The organism is Streptomyces sp. 2131.1 (assembly GCF_900105515.1).
Lineage (GTDB): Bacteria > Actinomycetota > Actinomycetes > Streptomycetales > Streptomycetaceae > Streptomyces > Streptomyces drozdowiczii.
This window is the reverse complement of sequence record NZ_FNSY01000001.1, coordinates 4,039,717-4,058,929: the sequence shown is the minus strand read 5'-3', so window position 1 is coordinate 4,058,929 and position 19,213 is coordinate 4,039,717. Positions and strand designations below refer to the sequence as shown.

Genomic DNA, 19,213 nt, shown 5'->3' with positions numbered 1-19,213 from the left:
TTTGCCCTAAGTACATACAAACTGGCAACCGCTTAGATGGGCGTAGCCACACGGGGGTTCCCCCGATTAGCACATAATTCTTTACGAAACCAGCCCCCAGCGTTGACCGAACATAGAACCGGATCCCCGCTGGGGGCCGCGTCACTCCTGGATGACCGCTACGCGCCGAACCCCTTCGACGCGCCCTTCACCGGCTTCGCGCCCGCCCGCAGGTGCGCCGGGACCAGGTCGCGGGCCGGCTCCGAGTAGCCGACGGACACGATCTTGTCGCCCCGGTACGTGAAGCTGGTCAGCGAGGCGAGGGTGCACTGCCGCTTGCGCGGGTCGTGCCACAGCCGGCGCCGCTCCACGAAGCTGCGGACGATCCAGACCGGCAGCTGGTGGCTGACGCAGACCGCCTCGTGGCCCCGCGCCGCGTCCCGTGCCGCGTCGAGCGCGCCCATCATGCGGACGACCTGCTCGATGTACGGCTCGCCCCACGACGGGCGGAAAGGGTTCGTCAGGTGCTTCCAGTTGTCCGGTTTGCGCAGCGCGCCGTCGCCGACGCCGAAGGTCTTGCCCTCGAAGACGTTGGCGGCCTCGATGAGTCGGCCGTCGGTCGCCAGGTCCAGGCCGTGCGACTTGGCGATCGGGGTCGCCGTCTCCTGGGCGCGCTCCAGCGGGGAGGCGACGACGTACGTGATGTCGCGCTTCTCCAGGTGCTCGGCGACCCGGTCGGCCATCTGCCGGCCCAGCTCGGAGAGGTGGTACCCGGGCCGGCGGCCGTACAGCACGCCCTCCGGATTGTGCACCTCGCCGTGGCGCATCAGGTGGACCACGGTGATGTCGGTGCTGTCGTCGGGCTTCTCGCTCATGCGGTGGCCTCCGAGGCGGCGCGGGCGGCGGCGGGCAGGGCGGCGGCGATGCGCTCGACGGCCTGCGTGTCGTGGGCGGTGGATACGAACCACGACTCGAACGCGGACGGCGGAAGGTAGACACCCTGCGCCAGCATCGAGTGGAAGAACGGGGTGAAGCGGAAGGCTTCCTGTCGCTTGGCGTCCTCGTAGTCGCGGACGGGTCCGTCGGTGAAGAAGACGGAGAACATGTTGCTCGCCGCCTGGACGGTGTGCGCGACGCCCTCCTTGTCCAGGGCGGCGCTCACCAGGCCCCGGATCTCGGCGGAGACCGCGTCCACCTTCGCGTACGCGGCGTCGTCCAGCAGCCGCAGCTGCGCGAGCCCGGCGGCGGTGGCGACCGGGTTCCCGGACAACGTGCCCGCCTGGTAGACCGGGCCGGCCGGGGCCAGGTGCGCCATCACGTCGGCGCGCCCGCCGAACGCCGCGGCCGGGAATCCGCCGCCCATGACCTTGCCGAAGGTCATCAGGTCCGGGCGGACCCCGTCGACGCCGAACCAGCCGGCCTTCGACGTACGGAACCCGGTCATCACCTCGTCGGAGATGTACAGGGCCCCGTTGGCGGCGCAGAGCTCCTTGAGCCCCGCGTTGAACCCGTCCAGCGGCGGGACGACGCCCATGTTGCCGGGCGACGCCTCGGTGATCACGCACGCGATCTCGCCGGGCTGCGCGGCGAACGCGGCGCGCACGGCCTCCAGGTCGTTGTACGGCAGCACGATCGTGTCGCCCGCCTGCGCGCCGGTGACCCCCGGGGTGTCCGGGAGGCCGAAGGTCGCGACGCCGGACCCGGCCGCGGCGAGCAGGGCGTCCACGTGGCCGTGGTAGCAGCCGGCGAACTTCACGACCTTGGCCCGGCCGGTGAACCCGCGGGCGAGGCGGATCGCGGACATGGTCGCCTCGGTCCCCGACGACACCAGCCGCACCTGCTCGACCGGCTCGACGCGCGCGACGATCTCCTCGGCGAGCGCGACCTCGCCCTCACCGGGCGTACCGAACGAGGTGCCGCGGGCGACAGCCTCCTGAACTGCGGCGATCACCTCGGGGTGGGAGTGGCCGAGAATCATCGGCCCCCACGAGCACACGAGGTCGACGTACTCCCGCCCGTCGGCGTCGGTCAGGTACGGACCGGTACCGGACACCATGAACCGGGGCGTACCGCCCACGGCCCGGAAGGCACGGACGGGAGAGTTCACGCCGCCGGGCGTCACGAGGGACGCGCGGTCGAAAAGCGTCTGCGAAACTGGGGCGTCATAGGGAAAGCTCACACATGCCATGGTGTCAGAGCCACGGACGGTCTTTGCGGACAGGTGTTTCACCGCACGCCCGTGGGGGAGGTCACTGACACGATGATCGGGTTGCGCGGCGGGGGCTGTGCCTCCTAGTGAGTAGTCGGGTGGATGAGATATGCATCGCGGTGGCGGAGTGGGCGAAGGGACCGACGGCCCGGGGCCCGAGCCTGCCCGGCGTGGCAGGCACCGGCGGCGCGAGGCCGAGCACACGCAGGGCATACAGGCCGGTGAGGCGCGGACAGGCGGCGGAGCCGGGAGCGGAAGTGGTGGCCGGGTGGGGGTGACCTACAAGTATTTCGGTGCCCCCGACGGGGCCACCGCCGCACGCGTGCCCATCTCCATGCGTCCCGAGGAGCTCGGCGGCGACGAGCTCGGCATGGGCGGCATGTTCACCAAGATCAAGCCCGAGACGGTGGCCGCCATGGTCCTCACCGGCATACAGGGCATACCCCTGCACAAGGTCCCCCCGCTCGAACTGGTCGTCCTGCACCCCGACTACGCGGTGGTCAAGCTCCCGATGACGGTCGTCGACCCGCTGCGCGGCGTCGGCGAGGAGTCCGTGGGCGCCGCCGCCTTCATCTGGTCCACGGTCCCCGACCGCGGCGGCCCGCGCGACGCGTTCAACGTCTACCAGCTGCTCCACGAGTGGCAGGACTTCAGCCACCGGCTGCACGACGCGGGGCATCAGGCGTACTGCCTGGTCTGGCCGTGACCCGCCCCGCCTGCCGCGGAGGGACGGGGCGTGGAGCGGTGGCGGGCGCGGGCCCAGGCGCGGCTCGACCGGTTGCGGCAGGACGACGCGACGCTGCCGGACCGGCTGCACGCGACGCCGTACGAGAACGTGGTCTTCCCGCCGGTGCGGGAGTACGGCGAGGACGCGGCGGCCGGGGTGCTCCGGTTCTCGCTGCGGCTGGGGCGCGAGCTGTTCGGCGCCGGGGCGTCCACGCGTGACATCCAGACCGCCGTGGTGGCGGTCACCGCGGCGTGGGGCATGCAGAACCTGGAGATCGTGATCTCCGGCTGCGCCCTGCACCTCCGGTACGCGCGGGCCGCGCTGTTCGCGCCGCTGCTCTTCATGGGCGGCAACCGGGTGGCCTGGGCGCTCACCCGTACCTGGCCTGGCGTCGTTCTTCGTCACGGCGGTGCAGATCGCGCTGCTGATGGCGGGGACCATGGCGCTGATCCACCCCGGGGTGCTGAGCGGGCGGCAGGGGGCGAGTCTGCTCGCCGCCCCGGCGAACGCCAGTGGCTCCGCCGGCCGCACCCGGCGCCCGCGCACTGAGAGCCCCGGCGGGGCTCACGCGCCCGGGAACGCGTGCCGCCGCCCCCCGGTGACGACGAGCAGCGCGACAGCCCCGAGCACGGCGGCCGTCGCGGCGACCGCACCGGCGCCCGAGCTGTCGAGCAGGAGGCCGCCGACCACGCCCCCGAGGGCCATCGCCGCGTTCCACAGGGTGACCAGGACGGCCTGCGCGGTGTCGGCGGCGGCCGCGCCGTGCCGGGACGCGGCCCGCCCGGCGGCGGTCTGCAACAGGGTCGGCGCGCCGCCCCACCCAAGGCCCCACAGGACGGCGGCGACCCAGACGACCGGGTGGGCCCCGGTGAGGGCGAGGGCGGAGGTGGCCAGGGTGAACAGCGCCGCTCCGGTGACCATCAGCGCCCGCGGCCGGCGGTCGACGAGGCGCCCGACGCACCAGATGCTCAGCAGGGAGGCGACCCCGAAGGCGAGGAGCACCGCGTCGGTCACCGAGCCGAGACCCGCGTGCCGCAGGTAGGGCGCGACGTACGCGTACACGACCGTGTGCCCGAGGACGAACACCGCCACCGTCACCATGACCGCCGCGACTCCGGGCACGGCCAGGGTCCGGCGCAGGCCGGGCCGGTCCCCTCCCGCTCCCCCCGCGGCGGGCCGCCCCACCGCCGGGACGGACACCGCGATCCAGCCGACGACGGCCAGGGTGGCCAGCGAGACCGCCCCGAACGCCGCCCGCCAGCCGACCTGTTCACCGATCAGCGTCCCGGCGGGCACGCCCAGGGACAGCGCCACCGGGATGCCGGTCATGGCCACGGCGATGGCCCGCCCCTCCGATCCGGCGGGTGCGATGCGCCGTGCGTAACCGGCGAGGATCGCCCATGCCAGGCCGGCGGCCACCCCGGCGAGGAACCGGGCCGCGAGCAGGACGGCGTACCCGGGCGCGAGCGCGGTCAGCGTGTTGGCCACCAGGAACACGGCCATGGCGCCGAGCAGCAGGGGCTTGCGAGGCACGGACGCCGTCGCCGCCGCAAGCGGGATCGCGGTCAGGGCCGTACCGGCCGCGTAGACGGTGACGGCCTGGCCCGCGGCGCCCGCGCCGACGTCCAGGGAATCCGCCATCCCGGGCAGCACACCGGCGGGCAGGGTCTCGGTCAGGCTGGTGATGAAGACGGCGGTCGCGAGCGCGAGGAGCGCGGGCCATGGCAGCCCTGCCTCGCGCGTCCGGGGCGGCGCACCGGAGGCTGTGGTGGTCATGGCGGCATCCTGAAACGTTCACATTGATGTGATGGTCAAGCCGTCAAGTGCCGGGTAGCTTCGGCGGGATGAGGATCGGTGAGCTGTCGCGGCGTACGGGCGCCTCCCGCCGGCTGCTCCGCTACTACGAGGAGCAGGCGCTGATCGTCCCGGACCGGGGTCCGAACGGGTACCGGGAGTACGACGAGCGGTACGTGGACCGGATCAACCAGATCCGCGGCCTGCTGGACGCCGGGCTCCCCACGCGCATCATCAAGCAGATCCTCCCCTGCCTGGACAAGCCCCGGTCGATCCACTTCCCGGACGCGACGCCGCAGATGCTGGCCCTGCTGGCCACCGAGCGGGACCGGCTCAGCGAGCGGATCGACGTCCTCGTCCGCAACCGCGACGCGATGAGCGAGTACCTGGCGGAGGTCGCGCGGTGCCGCGCGCCCGAGGACTGCGGCACCCAGTAGCCCCCGCATGAAGCGCCGACCTGCGGGCATGTGCTCGAAGGACAGATGTAGGCCCTTCACATCCGGCCATTCAATGGCCGAAGAATGATCTCCAGAGAGCCCGTCCGACCTGCCGATGCAGGAGACACCGTGCCCCTGAAGGAGGCTGCCATGGGCGACACTCTCCTGACCCTGTCCATCCCCGCGCTGCTGCTCTCCAGTGGTCTGTACGCGGCGGCCAGGGCCCGGTGGCGGCGCGGGCATCCCGCGCCCCCGTCCCCGTACACCCACCAGGCCGCCCGGCTGGCCGGCGATGCGGCGCTGACCGACGCCGGGCGGATCGTCGACGAGGCGTACGGGACGCTCGGCGGGCTCTACGACGACCGGCACCCCGGTACGGAAGCGCAACAGAGCCCCGCGAGCGCCACCGCCGCCTAGGATCGGCCGTCATGGCCGGTCACGAAGGTCCGCGGCGCGACACCCGGGGCATCGTCGACGCGCCCGAGCTGTTCGCGCACGTACAGTTCCGGCGCCGCGAGCCCGCGCCCGAGCTGCGGGCGTATCTGGAGCACTACTGGCTGATCGACTGGGACCTCTCCCAGCCGTACGCCTCCCACCTCGTCCCGCACCCCAGCGTCAACCTCGTCTTCGAGCGGTACGCGGGCTGCGGCGACGAGGACGCGGGGTACGCCGAGGTCTCGGGCATCGGCCTGGAGCTGTTCACGCAGAAGCTGGAGGGGCGCGGGCGGGTCTGCGGGGTGCAGTTCCGGCCCGGCGGCTTCCGGCCGTTCGCGCCCGGGGCGCCCGTGGCGCGGTGGACGGGCCGGCGGCTTCCGGTGGCCGACGTGTTCGCGCCGCCCGCCCCGCCCGCCGCCGTGCTGGACCCGGAGGCGGAGGACGACCGGGTCGCCGCGCTCGACGCGTACCTGCTGGCGCTCGGCCCCGAGCCCGATCCGCGCGCCGACCTGGCGATGGCCCTGGTGGACCTGGTGCGCACCGACCGCTCGGTCCTGCGGGTCGACGGACTCGCCCGCGCCGAGGGGGTGTCGGCCCGCTCGCTGCAACGGCTGTTCGCCGCGTACGTGGGCGTCGGGCCCAAGTGGGTCATCCTGCGCTACCGCATCCACGAGGCGCTGGAGCGCGCCGGGGCCGGCCCGGACGTGGACTGGGCGGCCCTCGCCGCCGACCTCGGCTACAGCGACCAGGCGCACCTGGTCAGGGACTTCACCGCCACGCTCGGCGTCCCGCCGACGGCGCTGGGCGCCCGCTGAGGGCCACGCTGTCAGTGCCGCGTCCTACAGTGCGGTCATGGCCGATGTGAAGCGCACCACAGCGTCATCCGTACGGATCGAGCCCTGGTCGCAGGACGACCTGGACCTCCTGCGCCGGGCCAACGCGCCGGAGCTGATGGCCCATCTGGGCGGCCCCGAGACGGAGGAGCAGCTGATGGGACGCCATGCCCGCTATGTCGCGCTGAGCGCCGACCGGACGGGCCGGGGCCGGATGTTCCGCGTCGCCCTGGCCGGCGAGGCGGAGGCCGTCGGGACCGTCGGTTTCTGGGAGCGGCCATGGCAGGACCAGGAGGTGTACGAGACGGGCTGGACGGTCCTGCCGGAGTTCCAGGGCCGGGGCATCGCGTCGGCCGCGACGCGGGCGGTGGCCGACGCGGCGCGCGCCCAGCGCAAGCACCGCTATCTGCACGCCTACCCGTCCGTGGACAACGGGCCGTCGAACGGGGTCTGCCGCAAGGCGGGCTTCACGCTGCTCGGCGAGTGCGAGATCGAGTACCCGCCGGGCCACCCGCTCCTGACCAACGACTGGCGGCTGGACCTGCGCGCGGACGACTGAGAGGGCGGGGCAGGACCCGTCCGGCGGACGACTGAGGGCGGGGCAGGGCCCGTCCGGCGGACGACTGAGGGCGGGGCAGGACCCGTCCGGCGGACGACTGAGGGGGCGGGGCACGGCCCGCCCGGCGGACGTTCACGGCCCGAGAACGCCCGGCGGGCGCAAACGCGTTTGACGGCCGGCGCCACCTCCTGGATATTTACCTGTGTTACGCAGTCTTTGTGTGACGCATTCGAACCTTCGGGGAGACCACCTCATGCTCACGCTCGTCACCGGATGCCGCGGCCGCGTCGGCTCCGCCCTCGCCGCCCTCCTCCACCAGGGCGGCCACCCCGTCCGCGCCGCCTCGCGCAACGCCGCCGAACTGACCCCGCCGCCCGGCGTACCCGCCGTGACCTGCGACCTCGGCGACCCGTACACGTTCCCCGAGGCCCTGAAGGGCGTCGACTCCGTCTTCCTGTACGCGGAACCCGCGCACATCGACGCCTTCCTCACCGCCGCCCAGGAGGCCGGAGTACGCCACATCGTGCTGCTGTCCTCCAGCTCGGTCCTCGCCCCGGAGCCGGCGGACAACCCCATCGCCGCCTCCCACCACGCGGTGGAGCAGGCGCTGCTCGCCTCACCGATCACCGCGACCCTGCTGCGCCCCGGCGCCTTCGCCACCAACGCCTACGGCTGGGCCGGCTCCTTCCGCTCCGGGCGCCCCGTCGACCTGCCCCACCCGCGCAGCGAGGGCAGCCCCATCGACGAGACCGACATCGCCGAGGCCGCCTGTGCCGCGCTCACCGACCCGGCGCTCCAAGGCGCCGCGTACCACCTCACCGGCCCCGAATCCCTCAGCGCCGCCGAGCAGGTCCGCATCCTGGCCGAGGCCGCCGGCACCCCGGTCGCCGTCAACGAGGTGACCCCGGCCGCCTGGAAGGAGGCGATGTCCCCCTTCATGCCGGCCGAGGTCGCCGACGGGCTGCTCTCCTACTGGGCGACCACCGACGGCATCCCCGCCGAAGTCGCCGGCGGGGTCGAGAAGCTGACCGGCCACCCGGCCCGCACGTTCGCCGACTGGGCCGCCCGGCACGCCGCCGCCTTCCGCCCCTGAAATCCAGGGGCGCCCCTCGGCCCCCGATGACATGCTGACCGGGTGAACGGACCGGAGATCCATCTCGAAGTCGCCCCCGAGCTGCGGCTCTTCGTGGCCCACGGGCGCCGGCAGGGGCGGACGCCGGTGACCACCGACGGCTCGTCCACGCTCGGCCACGTCGTCGAGTCCCTGGGCATCCCGCTCACCGAGGCGGGCGAACTCCTCGTCGACGGCCACCCGGCCCCCGTCTCGCACATCCCGGCGGCCGGGGAGCTCGTCCAGGTCCGCCCGGTGACCCGCCCGCAGGACGTCCCGGGCGCGCCCCTGCGCTTCCTGCTCGACGTCCACCTCGGCACGCTCGCCCGACGGCTGCGGCTGCTCGGCGTCGACGCCGCGTACGAGAGCGAGGACATCGGCGACCCGGCCCTGGCCGCGCTCTCTGCGAAGGAGAAGCGCGTCCTGCTCTCCCGGGACCGGGGGCTGCTGCACCGCCGGGAGATCTGGGCGGGCGCGTACGTCTACAGCGACCGCCCGGACGAGCAGCTGCGCGACGTACTGGAACGGTTCGCGCCGGTGCTCGCCCCGTGGACCCGGTGCACCGCGTGCAACGGCCCCCTGACGGATGCCGACAAGGACTCGGTCGGCCCGCACCTGGAGCACGGCACGCGCCGCTCGTACGACGTGTTCGCGCAGTGCGTGGAGTGCGGCCGGGTCTACTGGCGCGGCGCGCACCACGCCCGGCTGGAGGCGATCGTCGCGGAAGCCGTCCGCGACTTCGGCCCGGTGGCGGGCTGAGGGACGTGCGCGCTCAGGCGTCGCCCTCGCGCAGCCGGGCGATCTGGGTCGCGCTCAGCTCCACCGTGCGCCGCATATGGGTGAGGAGCAGGGCCGCCTCCTCGTCGTCGTACGCGTCGAACAGCCCGTCCCAGCCGCTGTTCAGCCGCTGCCAGACCGCGCCGACCTCCGCCATCCGCGCGGGCACCGTCGCCACGAGCACCCGCCGCCGGTCCTCGGTGTCCCGGGCACGCGTCACGTAACCGGCCCGCTCCAGGCGGTCCACCAGCCGGGTCGCCGAGCCCGTCGTGAGCCCGGTCAGCTCCGCGATGCGCCCCGTGGTGACGGGCCCCGCCTCCAGGCTGAGCAGGTTCAGGCACTGGAGGTCGGTGGGGTGTACCCCCAGCCGGTCGGCGACGGCCTGGTTGAACAGCGCGTAGGCGGCCATGTAGCGCCGCGACACGGTGGACAGCTCGGCCAGCAGTGCGCTGCGGCGGGGGGACGGCTTCGGCGGCATGCGAAAAGTGTACGAAGACCGGGGTCACGGGGCGGTCCGGGCGACCCGGCCACCGGAACTCGCACGGGGCGCCGGCGGCCGGGGCCGGGCGGTTCCTGCCGGTCCGCGGGCCATGGCACTCCGCGGGCCATGACACCCTGCCCCCATGTCCGTGCTCCGCTCCATCGCCCTGTTCGTCCTCGCCGCACTCTTCGAGATCGGCGGCGCCTGGCTCGTCTGGCAGGGCGTACGGGAGAACCGCGGCTGGGCATGGATCGGCGCGGGAATCATCGCGCTCGGCACGTACGGCTTCGTGGCGACGCTCCAGCCGGACGGCGAGTTCGGGCGGGTGCTCGCGGCGTACGGCGGGGTCTTCGTGGCGGGCTCCATCGCCTGGGGCATGGCCGCCGACGGCTACCGGCCGGACCGCTGGGACGTGACCGGCGCGCTGATCTGCCTGGCCGGGATGGCCGTGATCATGTACGCCCCCCGCAACCACTGACCCCCGCCGGACCTGCCTATCCTGGCCCCGTTGGACCGTACCGATCAGCCGTCCGAGGAGAGCCCGACCATGGCCGCAACCCCCATCGCCGTCATCACCGGAGCGAGCAGCGGCATCGGTGCCGCGACCGCCCGGCAGCTGGCGGCCTCCGGCTACCGCGTCGTGCTCACCGCCCGTCGCAAGGACCGCATCGAGGCCCTGGCCGCCGAGATCACCGAGGCCGGCCACCAGGCGACGGCCTACGCGCTGGACGTCACGGACCGGGCCGCGGTCGACGAGTTCGCCACCGCCTTCCGCAGCCTCGCCGTCCTGGTGAACAACGCGGGCGGCGCGCTCGGGGCCGACCCGGTCGCCACGGGCGACCCGCAGGACTGGCGCCAGATGTACGAGACCAACGTCATCGGCACCCTCAACGTGACCCAGGCCCTGCTCCCCGCCCTCACCGCGAGCGGCGACGGCACGGTGGTCATCCTCTCCTCGACGGCCGGTCTGTCCACGTACGAGGGCGGCGGCGGCTACGTGGCCGCCAAGCACGGCGAACACGTCCTGGCCGAGACCCTGCGCCTGGAGATCGTCGGCACCCCGGTCCGCGTGATCGAGATCGCCCCCGGCATGGTCAGGACCGAGGAGTTCGCCACCACGCGGTTCCGCGGCGACAAGGAGAAGGCCGCCAAGGTCTACGCGGGCGTCGACGCCCCCCTCACCGCCGACGACGTGGCCGACACGATCAACTGGGCGGTCACCCGCCCCAGCCACGTCAACATCGACCTCCTGGTGGTCCGCCCCCGCGCCCAGGCCTCCAACTCGAAGGTGCACCGCACGGCGTGAAGCGGCCGGGCGCCCCGGGCGGGGCGCCTCAGCCCTTCACGCAGATGACCTGCTTCAGCTTGGCGACGACCTCGACCAGGTCGCGCTGCTGGTCGATGACCTTCTCGATCGGCTTGTAGGCGCCCGGGATCTCGTCGACGACGCCGGAGTCCTTGCGGCACTCGACGCCCCGCGTCTGGTCCTCCAGGTCCTTCGTGGAGAAGCGCTTCTTCGCCGCGTTCCGGCTCATCCTGCGGCCGGCGCCGTGCGAGGCCGAGTTGAAGGACTTCTCGTTGCCGAGGCCCTTCACGATGTACGAGCCGGTGCCCATGGAGCCCGGGATGATCCCGTAGTCGCCGGAGCCCGCCCGGATCGCGCCCTTACGGGTGACCAGCAGGTCCATCCCGTCGTACCGCTCCTCCGCCACGTAGTTGTGGTGGCAGGAGATGACCGGTTCGAAGGTCACCTTGGCCTTCTTGAACTCCTTGCGGACGACGTTCTGGAAGAGCGCCATCATGACCGCGCGGTTGTGCTTCGCGTACTCCTGCGCCCAGAAGAGGTCGTTGCGGTACTCGCGCATGGGCTCGGTGTCCGCGAGGAACACCGCGAGGTCACGGTCGACGAGGCCCTGGTTGTGCGACAGCCCCTGTGCCCGGCCGATATGGAAGTCGGCGAGTTCCTTGCCGATGTTCCGCGACCCGGAGTGCAGCATCAGCCAGACCGAACCCGACTCGTCGAGACAGAACTCGATGAAGTGGTTCCCGCTTCCGAGCGTCCCCATCTGCTTCGTTGCACGTTCCTGACGGAATTTGACCGCTTCGGCAACCCCGTCGAACCGCTCCCAGAAGTCGTCCCAGCCCCGCGCCGCGAGGCCGTACAGGCCGGACGGGTCCACCGGGTCGTCGTGCATGCCACGGCCGACCGGGATCGCCTGCTCGATCTTCGAGCGGAGGCGGGAGAGGTCACCGGGGAGGTCGTTCGCGGTCAGCGAGGTCTTCACCGCGGACATGCCGCAGCCGATGTCCACGCCGACCGCCGCCGGGCAGACCGCGCCGTGCATGGCGATCACGGAGCCGACCGTGGCGCCCTTGCCGAAGTGGACGTCGGGCATGACGGCCAGGCCCTTGATCCACGGCAGGGTGGCGACGTTGCGCAGCTGCTGCATCGCCACGTCCTCGACCGACTCCGGGTCGGTCCACATCCGGATGGGAACCTTCGCACCCGGTACCTCTACATACGACATAACCCCTCGATTCCCCCGAAAAAGTCTGAAGCGCAAAACCGGCGCCAGGATCGGCCAAATAGGTCGGCCGACCGGCGTTCACAGCGGCGCGTGCGATACACATTGTGTCCACCGGCCGTCATCGAGCGGCAACCGTTTTTCGCACGAAGGGAGCCCAGGACCGTGCGACGAATGGCGTACGCGACCGGCGCCGTGCTCATCGCGGCGCTCGCCGCCGGCTGCACCGGCAATTCCGGAACCAGCGACTCCGTCCCCGACGGCAAGCCGGGCACCCCGACCGTCTCCGCCGCTCCCCCGGGCAGGTACCGCACCCTCCCGGACGCCTGCCGCGCCATCCCGCTGGCCACTCTCAAGGATCTCCTGCCCGGCACCGCCGACATGCCGGAGGCCCAGCAGGACAAGGTGTTGGAGGGCGCCGCCACGGTCACGTACGACACCGACCGGCGGATCGGCTGCCGCTGGAAGTCCGACGCCCCCGAGGGCGCCCGCAGCATCCACCTCGACTTCGAGCGCGTCGTCTCCTACGACACCTCCGTGAGCGATGACGACCGCGCCCGCGAGGTGTACGCGAAGAAGGAGACCGCCGCCGACCTCCCCGACTCCGGCCTGCCGCCGGAGGGAAGCCCCGACGCCTCCCCGACCGGCTCCGGGCACGCGGACTCCGGCACGGACGGCAGGACGGAGGACGGCAAGACCGAGGACAAGCCCGGCAAGAAGGGCAGCGCGAACGACGACGGTTCCACGGAGAGCACCGACACGGAAGCCACCGACGACGCCTCCGCCGACAGCTCCGACGACCCCGCGTCCGGCAGCCCCGGCGACAGCCTCCAGCCCCGCCTGCTCGACAAGCTCGGCGACAGCGCCTTCCTCGACGACGCGCTCGTCCAGGCCGGGTCCACCGCCCGGCACCGCACCGTGAGCGTGGTGTTCCGCACATCCAACGTCATCGTGACCGTCGAGTACACGGCCCAGCCGGCCCTCACCACCGAGGTGCCCGACAGCAAGGAACTCCAGGAGAAGGCCCAGGCACTGGCCGGTCAGCTGGTCGATTCGTTCGACGACTGACACCGCCTGCCGGCCCGTCCCGGCCCCCGGCGCACCGCTCCCCGCACCCTCCCGCGGAGGCGGCATCCGCGCGCCGTCCGTCGTACCGTGGCCCTCCGGAGACACCGGCGGCCGATCGCCGCGGCCTGTCTCCGTACGGCTACCGCCGCACAACCGTCCCCCGACCGCCGCGCCATCCGAGTGAAGGAACCATGCACCGATCCGCCCCGCGACTCACCCGCATACTCGCCTGCGCCGCCGTTCCGGTGATGCTCCTCGTCGCCGGCTGCTCGTCGGACTCCGACGGCGACAAGGCGGCTGGCTCCTCCGCCTCCGCCTCCGCCTCGCCGGACGCGACGAAGTCGGAACCGGCCGTCGAGGCGGCGAAGTTCGCAGAGCTGCCCGACCCCTGTTCCTCGGTCGAGGCGAAGACCATCAAGACCCTGGTCCCCTCGGCCAAGAGCAAGAAGGGCACCCGCAGCAAGTCCAGCGACGCGTCCGTCCGGGGCGGCTGCTCCTGGAACGGCCTGGCCGACAAGGGCGTCAAGGGCTCCCAGTACCGCTGGCTGGACGTCGGCTTCACCCGCTTCGCCTCGGACCAGACCCTGGGCAGCGGGGCCGCCCGCGCCGGGGACGAACTCTCCAAGCAGGTCAAGAAGACCGAGGCGACCGACGGCGCGAAGAACGTGAAGACGGAGCCCGTCAGCGGCATCGGCGAGCAGGCCACCAAGGTCACGTACGACCAGTCGAAGACGGGCGAGGACTTCAGGTTCGCCACGATCGTGGCCCGTACGGGGAACGTCGTCGTGGTCGTCAACTACAACGGCGCCGGCTACGCGGGTTCTAAGACCCCGTCCGAGGAGTCGATCCTGAAGGGCGCCACGACGGCGGCCAAGGACGCGGTCTCCGCCGTCGCCGAGGCGAACGCCGGTGCGGCCGAGAGCCCGGAGCCGACCGGCAAGACGACTGACAAGGCGACTGACAAGGCATCGGACGACTCCTCCAAGAAGCCGTCGAAGAAGCCCAGTTCGTCGGCCGGGTCGAAGTCCTCGGACTGACCCCGGGGGCCGCCCCCGCCCCTCCCCCCGCGACACCCGTCGCACACATGTGCCAGGCTGTGCCCGCCGGAAACAAGCCAAGGCGGTGCCAAGTCGGCGCCAAGACGACGCCAAGGCACCGAGGGACAAGGGAACAGGGAGGGGATGGGGGGTGGCTGCGATGCAGCTGACGCGCACGCACCGGGTGCTGATCGGGCTGGTCGTGGCCGGCGCGGTGCTGATCGCCGGGATCGGCTTCGCCGGTTCGTACGCGGCGGTGCGCGAGCTGGCCCTGAGCAAGGGGTTCGGGGACTTCTCGCTGGTCTTCCCGATCGGCATCGACGCGGGCATCTGCGTCCTGCTGGCGCTGGACCTGCTGCTGACCTGGCTGCGCATCCCGTTCCCGCTGCTGCGCCAGACCGCCTGGCTGCTGACGGCCGCGACGATCGCGTTCAACGGCGCAGCCGCCTGGCCCGACCCGCTCGGCGTTGGGATGCACGCGGTCATCCCCGTCCTGTTCGTCGTCGCCGTCGAGGCCGCCCGCCACGCGGTGGGCCGGATCGCGGACATCACGGCCGACAAGCACATGGAGGGCGTCCGCCTCACCCGCTGGCTGCTCTCCCCCATCCCCACCTTCCGGCTCTGGCGCCGGATGAAGCTGTGGGAGCTGCGCAGCTACGAGCAGGTCATCAAGCTCGAACAGGACCGGCTGATCTACCAGGCCCGCCTCCAGGCCCGCTACGGCCGCGCCTGGCGGCGCAGGGCCCCCGTCGAGTCCCTGATGCCGCTGCGCCTCGCGAAGTACGGCGTCCCGCTCGCCGAGACCGGCCCCGCCGGCCTGGCCGCCGCCGGAATCGAACCGGCCCTGCTGCCCCCCGCCCCGCAGACGCCCGCCGCCCCCGGCGCGGCGTCCCGGGACCAGGCGGTCCCGGCCGCGGTCGAGACCGCCCAGCAGCACCCCGAGCTGCCCCACACCGCGACCCCGGAGGCCCAGGCCGTACCGGCGGAGTTCCAGCAGCCCCAGGAGCAGCCCCAGGAACACCCCCAGGGCCCCGGGCAGCCCGCCGGCGACGACAACCCCTGGTTCCCGTCCCAGGCGACCGCCAAGGTGTACGAGGGCGGGTACGACCCGGACTTCGAGGTCGAGGGCCCCACGCCGCACCAGGTCCCCACGGGCCCCGGCGGCCGCACCCGGCCCCTGGGCAACGTGGGCACGGTCGGCAACGGCGGCCCGGACGCCCAGGACGAGGTGCCCGTATCCACGCCCGCGTCCGCACCCGCGCCCGTCGACGAATGGGCGCAGGAGGACGAGGAGTTCGCGCAGATCGCGTACGAGGTGTTCTCCGCGTTCGTCGCCGAGCACAACGACTACCCGAGCGTCGCGGTGCTCGACATACACCTCTCGGACGGCCACAACGTCCGCCACCCGCGCAGCGAGGCGCTGCTCCGGCAGCTGATGCCGGCCTTCAAGCAGCGCTACCACGCGGAGCTGGAAGCCGACCACATCGCGTGAGCGCGTAACGCACGAGGGGCCGCCTCCCACCGGGAGACGGCCCCTCGGCGCATCCGTACTAGGCGCCCAGCAGCCTGCGCACCCGGTCCGCGCCCACGGCGAGCAGCAGCGTGGGCAGGCGCGGGCCCGTGTCGCGGCTGACGAGCAGCCGGTAGAGCAGGGCGAAGAAGGACCGCTGGGCGGTCTTCAGCTCGGGCGTCGGCTTGGCGTCGGGCTCCAGGCCCGCGAGGACCTTCGGCACGCCGTAGACGAGCGTGGTCAGGCCGTCGAGGGACCAGTGGGTGTCCAGGCCCTCCAGGAGGAGCCGCAGCGACTCGCGGCCCTCGTCGTCGAGCGAGCCGAGGAGGTCCTTGTCGGGCTCGTCGCGGACGACGGTGCGGGCGTCGGCGGGCACCTGGGTGGTGATCCAGCTCTCCGCGCGGTCGAGGCGCGGGCGTGCCTCGTCCAGCGAGGTGAGCGGGTTCTCCGGGTCCAGTTCGCTGAGGATGCGCAGCGTCTGGTCCTCGGCGCCGGCGGTGATGTCGGCGACCGAGGCGAGCGTGCGGTACGGCAGCGGGCGCGGCGTGCTCGGCAGCTCACCGGCGGCGGTGCCGATCGCGCGGGCGTACGCGGCGGCGTCGGCCGGGAGGACCGTGCCGTCGGCGACCTTGCGGGCCAGCGAGTCCCACTCGTCGTAGAGCCGCTGGATCTCCTGGTCGAAGGCGATCTTGAAGGACTGGTTGGGCCTGCGGCGGGCGTAGAGCCAGCGCAGCAGCGGGGCCTCCATGATCTTCAGGGCGTCGGCCGGGGTGGGCACGCCGCCCTTGCTGGAGGACATCTTGGCCATGCCGGAGATGCCGACGAAGGCGTACATCGGGCCGATCGGCTGGACGCCGTCGAAGATCTCGCGGACGATCTGGCCGCCGACGACGAACGAGGAGCCGGGCGAGGAGTGGTCGACGCCGCTGGGCTCGAAGATCACGCCCTCGTAGGCCCAGCGCATGGGCCAGTCGACCTTCCAGACGAGCTTGCCGCGGTTGAACTCGTTCAGCCGGACGGTCTCGGCGAAGCCGCAGGCCGTGCAGGTGTAGTTCAGCTCGGTGGTGTCGTCGTCGTACGAGGTGACGGTGGTGAGGTCCTTCTCGCAGTTGCCGCAGTAGGGCTTGTACGGGAAGTAGCCGCCGGAACCGCCGGAGCCGTCGTCCTCGCTCGCCGCGCCGGAGCCGGTCTCGGCCTCCAGCTCGGCCTCGTCGACCTTCTTCTGCTGGGGCTTCTTGCCGCCCTTGCCGCCGGCCGCCGGGTCCTTCTTGGTGCGGTAGCGGTCGAGGACGGCGTCGATGTCCGCGCGGTGGCGCATGGCGTGCAGGATCTGCTCGCGGTAGGTGCCCGCGAGGTACTGCTCCGTCTGGCTGATGGCGTCGTACTCGACGCCCAGCTCGTCCAGGGACGCGGTCATCGCGGCCTTGAAGTGCTCGGCCCAGTTCGGGTACGCGGACCCGGCCGGGGCGGGCACGGAGGTCAGCGGCTTGCCGATGTGCTCGGCCCAGGTCTCGTCGACGCCGGGGACGCCGTTCGGCACCTTGCGGTAGCGGTCGTAGTCGTCCCAGGAGATCAGGTGGCGCACGGTGTACCCGCGGCGGCGGATCTCGTCGGCGACCAGGTGCGGGGTCATGACCTCGCGGAGGTTGCCCAGGTGGATCGGGCCGGACGGGGAGAGGCCGGAGGCGACGACGACCGGTTTGCCAGGCGCACGACGCTCCGATTCGGCGATGACATCGTCCGCGAAGCGGGAGACCCAGTCGGTCTCGGTGCTGCTCTGACTCTGAGCCACGGTCGGCACGTCCTTCTCTCGTGTAGGACTCGTAGGGGCACCGCCCATTCTCCCAGGTGCGGGCCGCACAACGAAAACGGCTTTACACCCCGTGGAATACTGGACCGATCCTGTGTCCTCTACCGAAACGGCAGCCAGCTCATGGCCTCGGTCAATTCCCTCGCTTCCACGCTCCAGCAGCAGCTGGCGGACGCCCTGACGGCAGCTCTGCCGGATGCGGGCACCGCCGATCCGCTGCTGCGCCGAAGCGACCGGGCCGACTTCCAGGCCAACGGCATCCTGGCGCTGGCCAAGAAGCTCAAGGGCAACCCGCGCGAGCTGGCCGCGAAGGTCACCGACGCGCTCCCGGCCTCGGACCTGATCAAGGACGTCGAGGTCTCGGGCCCGGGCTTCCTGAACGTCACGCTCACCGACCGGGCGATCACCGGGACGCTGGCCGCGCGCGCCGCTGACGGCGACCGGCTGGGTGTGCCGGTGAACGCGGCGGCGGGCACGACGGTCGTCGACTACGCGCAGCCGAACGTGGCCAAGGAGATGCACGTCGGCCACCTGCGGTCCGCGGTGATCGGTGACGCGATGGTGCGGATCCTGGAGTTCACGGGCGAGTCCGTGGTCCGGCGGCACCACATCGGTGACTGGGGCACCCAGTTCGGCATGCTCATCCAGTACCTCGTGGAGCACCCGCACGAGCTGGACCACGAGGGTGCCGCGCAGGACGGCGAGGCCGCGATGTCCTCGCTGAACCGGCTGTACAAGGCGTCGCGGGCCCTGTTCGACTCGGACGAGGAGTTCAAGGCGCGCTCCCGGGACCGGGTGGTCGCGCTCCAGGCGGGCGACGCGGAGACGCTGGCCATGTGGCAGCGGTTCGTGGACGAGTCGAAGATCTACTTCTACTCGGTCTTCGACAAGCTGGACATGGAGATCAGCGACCCCGACATCGTCGGTGAGTCCGGGTACAACGACATGCTGGAGGAGACCTGCCGGATCCTGGAGGAAACGGGCGTCGCGGTCCGCTCCGAGGGTGCGCTGTGCGTCTTCTTCGACGACGTGCTGGGCCCGGACGGCAACAAGGTCCCGCTGATCGTCAAGAAGTCGAACGGCGGCTACGGCTACGCGGCGACCGACCTCTCCGCGATCCGGGACCGGGTGCAGAACCTCAAGGCGGACAGCCTGCTGTACGTGGTGGACGTACGGCAGTCGCTGCACTTCAAGATGGTCTTCGAGACGGCCCGGCGGGCGGGCTGGCTGAACGAGGGCGTGAAGGCGCACCAGCTGGCGTTCGGCACGGTGCTCGGCAAGGACGGCAAGCCGTTCAAGACCCGTGAGGGCGTCACGGTCCGGCTGGAGGACCTGCTGGACGAGGCCGTCGAGCGGGCCACCGACGTGGTCCGGGGCAAGGCCGACAAGGTGGGCCTGACCGAGGAGGAGATCGCCGAGAACGGCCGGTACGTCGGCGTGGGCGCCGTGAAGTACGCGGACCTGTCGACCTCCGCCGTGCGGGACTACAAGTTCGACCTGGACCAGATGGTGGCGCTGAACGGCGACACGTCGGTGTACATCCAGTACGCGTTCGCGCGCATCCAGTCGATCCTGCGCAACGCGGGCGACGCGAAGCCGGTGGCGCACCCGGAGCTGGAGCTGGCCCCGGCGGAGCGGGCGCTCGGCCTGCATCTGGACCAGTTCGGCGAGGTACTGGCAGAGGTGGCCGCCGGTTACGAGCCGCACAAGCTGGCCGCGTACCTCTACCAGCTCGCGTCGCTGTACACGACGTTCTACGACCAGTGCCACGTGCTGAGCGAGGACAACACGGCCGAGGTCGTCGAGAACCGGCTGTTCCTCTGCGACATCACCGCCCGGACCCTGCACCGGGGCATGGAGCTGCTCGGCATCCGGACGCCCGAGCGGCTCTGAGGCGAAGGGAGGGGCGGGGCTTTCGCGG

General features: G+C 72.1%; 20 protein-coding genes. 14 read left to right on the top strand and 6 right to left on the bottom strand.

Annotated features, from left to right (window positions below; genetic code table 11):
* Positions 1 to 158: 158 nt before the first annotated feature.
* Together BLW14_RS18210 and hemL are read right to left on the bottom strand one after the other, a co-directional pair.
* A complete protein-coding gene (locus tag BLW14_RS18210; RefSeq protein WP_093708305.1) occupies positions 159 to 854 on the bottom strand; it encodes a histidine phosphatase family protein in 696 nt (231 codons plus the stop codon).
* On the bottom strand, positions 851 to 2,167 hold the full coding sequence (hemL, locus tag BLW14_RS18205; RefSeq protein WP_093708304.1) for a glutamate-1-semialdehyde 2,1-aminomutase: 1,317 nt from the start codon (positions 2,165 to 2,167) through the stop codon (positions 851 to 853). Before hemL ends, BLW14_RS18210 begins: the two co-directional genes overlap by 4 nt.
* A gap of 130 nt (positions 2,168 to 2,297) precedes the next feature.
* Between hemL and BLW14_RS18200 the strand changes: the two genes are divergently transcribed.
* The gene (locus tag BLW14_RS18200; RefSeq protein WP_073865012.1) at positions 2,298 to 2,894 is read left to right on the top strand and encodes a hypothetical protein; all 597 of its coding nucleotides are present in this window, start codon (positions 2,298 to 2,300) and stop codon (positions 2,892 to 2,894) included.
* 30 nt (positions 2,895 to 2,924) lie between these two features.
* Entirely contained in the window at positions 2,925 to 3,464 is a 540-nt protein-coding gene (locus BLW14_RS18195; RefSeq protein WP_256332825.1) for a hypothetical protein, read from the top strand.
* A gap of 15 nt (positions 3,465 to 3,479) precedes the next feature.
* Here BLW14_RS18195 and BLW14_RS18190 read toward each other — a convergent pair whose 3' ends face one another.
* Entirely contained in the window at positions 3,480 to 4,691 is a 1,212-nt protein-coding gene (locus tag BLW14_RS18190; RefSeq protein ID WP_093708303.1) for an MFS transporter, read from the bottom strand.
* A 68-nt stretch (positions 4,692 to 4,759) separates the two neighbouring features.
* Between BLW14_RS18190 and BLW14_RS18185 the strand changes: the two genes are divergently transcribed.
* The 6 genes from BLW14_RS18185 to BLW14_RS18160 all read left to right on the top strand — a co-directional run bounded on the left by BLW14_RS18185 (position 4,760) and on the right by BLW14_RS18160 (position 8,843).
* On the top strand, positions 4,760 to 5,146 hold the full coding sequence (locus BLW14_RS18185; protein WP_093708302.1) for a MerR family transcriptional regulator: 387 nt from the start codon (positions 4,760 to 4,762) through the stop codon (positions 5,144 to 5,146).
* Positions 5,147 to 5,296: 150 nt separating this feature from the next.
* A complete protein-coding gene (locus BLW14_RS18180; protein WP_093708301.1) occupies positions 5,297 to 5,563 on the top strand; it encodes a hypothetical protein in 267 nt (88 codons plus the stop codon).
* Between the two features lie 11 nt (positions 5,564 to 5,574).
* Entirely contained in the window at positions 5,575 to 6,396 is an 822-nt protein-coding gene (locus BLW14_RS18175) for an AraC family transcriptional regulator (RefSeq protein ID WP_093708300.1), read from the top strand.
* 37 nt (positions 6,397 to 6,433) lie between these two features.
* On the top strand, positions 6,434 to 6,973 hold the full coding sequence (locus BLW14_RS18170; protein ID WP_093708299.1) for a GNAT family N-acetyltransferase: 540 nt from the start codon (positions 6,434 to 6,436) through the stop codon (positions 6,971 to 6,973).
* Between the two features lie 253 nt (positions 6,974 to 7,226).
* The gene (locus tag BLW14_RS18165; protein ID WP_093708298.1) at positions 7,227 to 8,066 is read left to right on the top strand and encodes an NAD(P)H-binding protein; all 840 of its coding nucleotides are present in this window, start codon (positions 7,227 to 7,229) and stop codon (positions 8,064 to 8,066) included.
* A 42-nt stretch (positions 8,067 to 8,108) separates the two neighbouring features.
* Positions 8,109 to 8,843, top strand: a complete 735-nt coding sequence (locus tag BLW14_RS18160) for a Mut7-C RNAse domain-containing protein (protein WP_093708297.1) — start codon at positions 8,109 to 8,111, stop codon at positions 8,841 to 8,843.
* A 13-nt stretch (positions 8,844 to 8,856) separates the two neighbouring features.
* On the opposite strand, the gene BLW14_RS18155 is transcribed toward BLW14_RS18160, so the two are convergent.
* Positions 8,857 to 9,339 (bottom strand): MarR family winged helix-turn-helix transcriptional regulator, encoded by a 483-nt coding sequence (locus BLW14_RS18155; protein ID WP_093708296.1) that lies wholly within the window; start codon positions 9,337 to 9,339, stop codon positions 8,857 to 8,859.
* A gap of 145 nt (positions 9,340 to 9,484) precedes the next feature.
* Between BLW14_RS18155 and BLW14_RS18150 the strand changes: the two genes are divergently transcribed.
* Positions 9,485 to 9,820 (top strand): YnfA family protein, encoded by a 336-nt coding sequence (locus BLW14_RS18150; protein WP_093708295.1) that lies wholly within the window; start codon positions 9,485 to 9,487, stop codon positions 9,818 to 9,820.
* 69 nt (positions 9,821 to 9,889) lie between these two features.
* Positions 9,890 to 10,648 (top strand): SDR family NAD(P)-dependent oxidoreductase, encoded by a 759-nt coding sequence (locus BLW14_RS18145; RefSeq protein WP_093708294.1) that lies wholly within the window; start codon positions 9,890 to 9,892, stop codon positions 10,646 to 10,648.
* Between the two features lie 28 nt (positions 10,649 to 10,676).
* Here BLW14_RS18145 and BLW14_RS18140 read toward each other — a convergent pair whose 3' ends face one another.
* Entirely contained in the window at positions 10,677 to 11,870 is a 1,194-nt protein-coding gene (locus BLW14_RS18140) for an RtcB family protein (RefSeq protein WP_093708293.1), read from the bottom strand.
* Positions 11,871 to 12,041: 171 nt separating this feature from the next.
* On the opposite strand from BLW14_RS18140, the gene BLW14_RS18135 reads away from it, so the two are divergent.
* The 3 genes from BLW14_RS18135 (at position 12,042) to BLW14_RS18125 (ending at position 15,464) form a co-directional block, all read left to right on the top strand.
* Positions 12,042 to 12,935: a hypothetical protein gene (locus BLW14_RS18135; RefSeq protein ID WP_093708292.1), complete on the top strand. Its 894-nt coding sequence runs from the start codon at positions 12,042 to 12,044 to the stop codon at positions 12,933 to 12,935.
* 191 nt (positions 12,936 to 13,126) lie between these two features.
* On the top strand, positions 13,127 to 13,972 hold the full coding sequence (locus BLW14_RS18130) for a DUF3558 family protein (RefSeq protein ID WP_093708291.1): 846 nt from the start codon (positions 13,127 to 13,129) through the stop codon (positions 13,970 to 13,972).
* 160 nt (positions 13,973 to 14,132) lie between these two features.
* Positions 14,133 to 15,464 (top strand): DUF2637 domain-containing protein, encoded by a 1,332-nt coding sequence (locus tag BLW14_RS18125; RefSeq protein ID WP_093708290.1) that lies wholly within the window; start codon positions 14,133 to 14,135, stop codon positions 15,462 to 15,464.
* A gap of 58 nt (positions 15,465 to 15,522) precedes the next feature.
* Here the strand turns inward: BLW14_RS18125 and lysS are convergent, their stop codons facing one another.
* Entirely contained in the window at positions 15,523 to 17,283 is a 1,761-nt protein-coding gene (lysS, locus tag BLW14_RS18120) for a lysine--tRNA ligase (protein ID WP_093708289.1), read from the bottom strand.
* Between the two features lie 132 nt (positions 17,284 to 17,415).
* Between lysS and argS the strand changes: the two genes are divergently transcribed.
* The gene (gene argS / locus BLW14_RS18115) at positions 17,416 to 19,185 is read left to right on the top strand and encodes an arginine--tRNA ligase (RefSeq protein WP_093708288.1); all 1,770 of its coding nucleotides are present in this window, start codon (positions 17,416 to 17,418) and stop codon (positions 19,183 to 19,185) included.
* Positions 19,186 to 19,213: the final 28 nt, after the last annotated feature.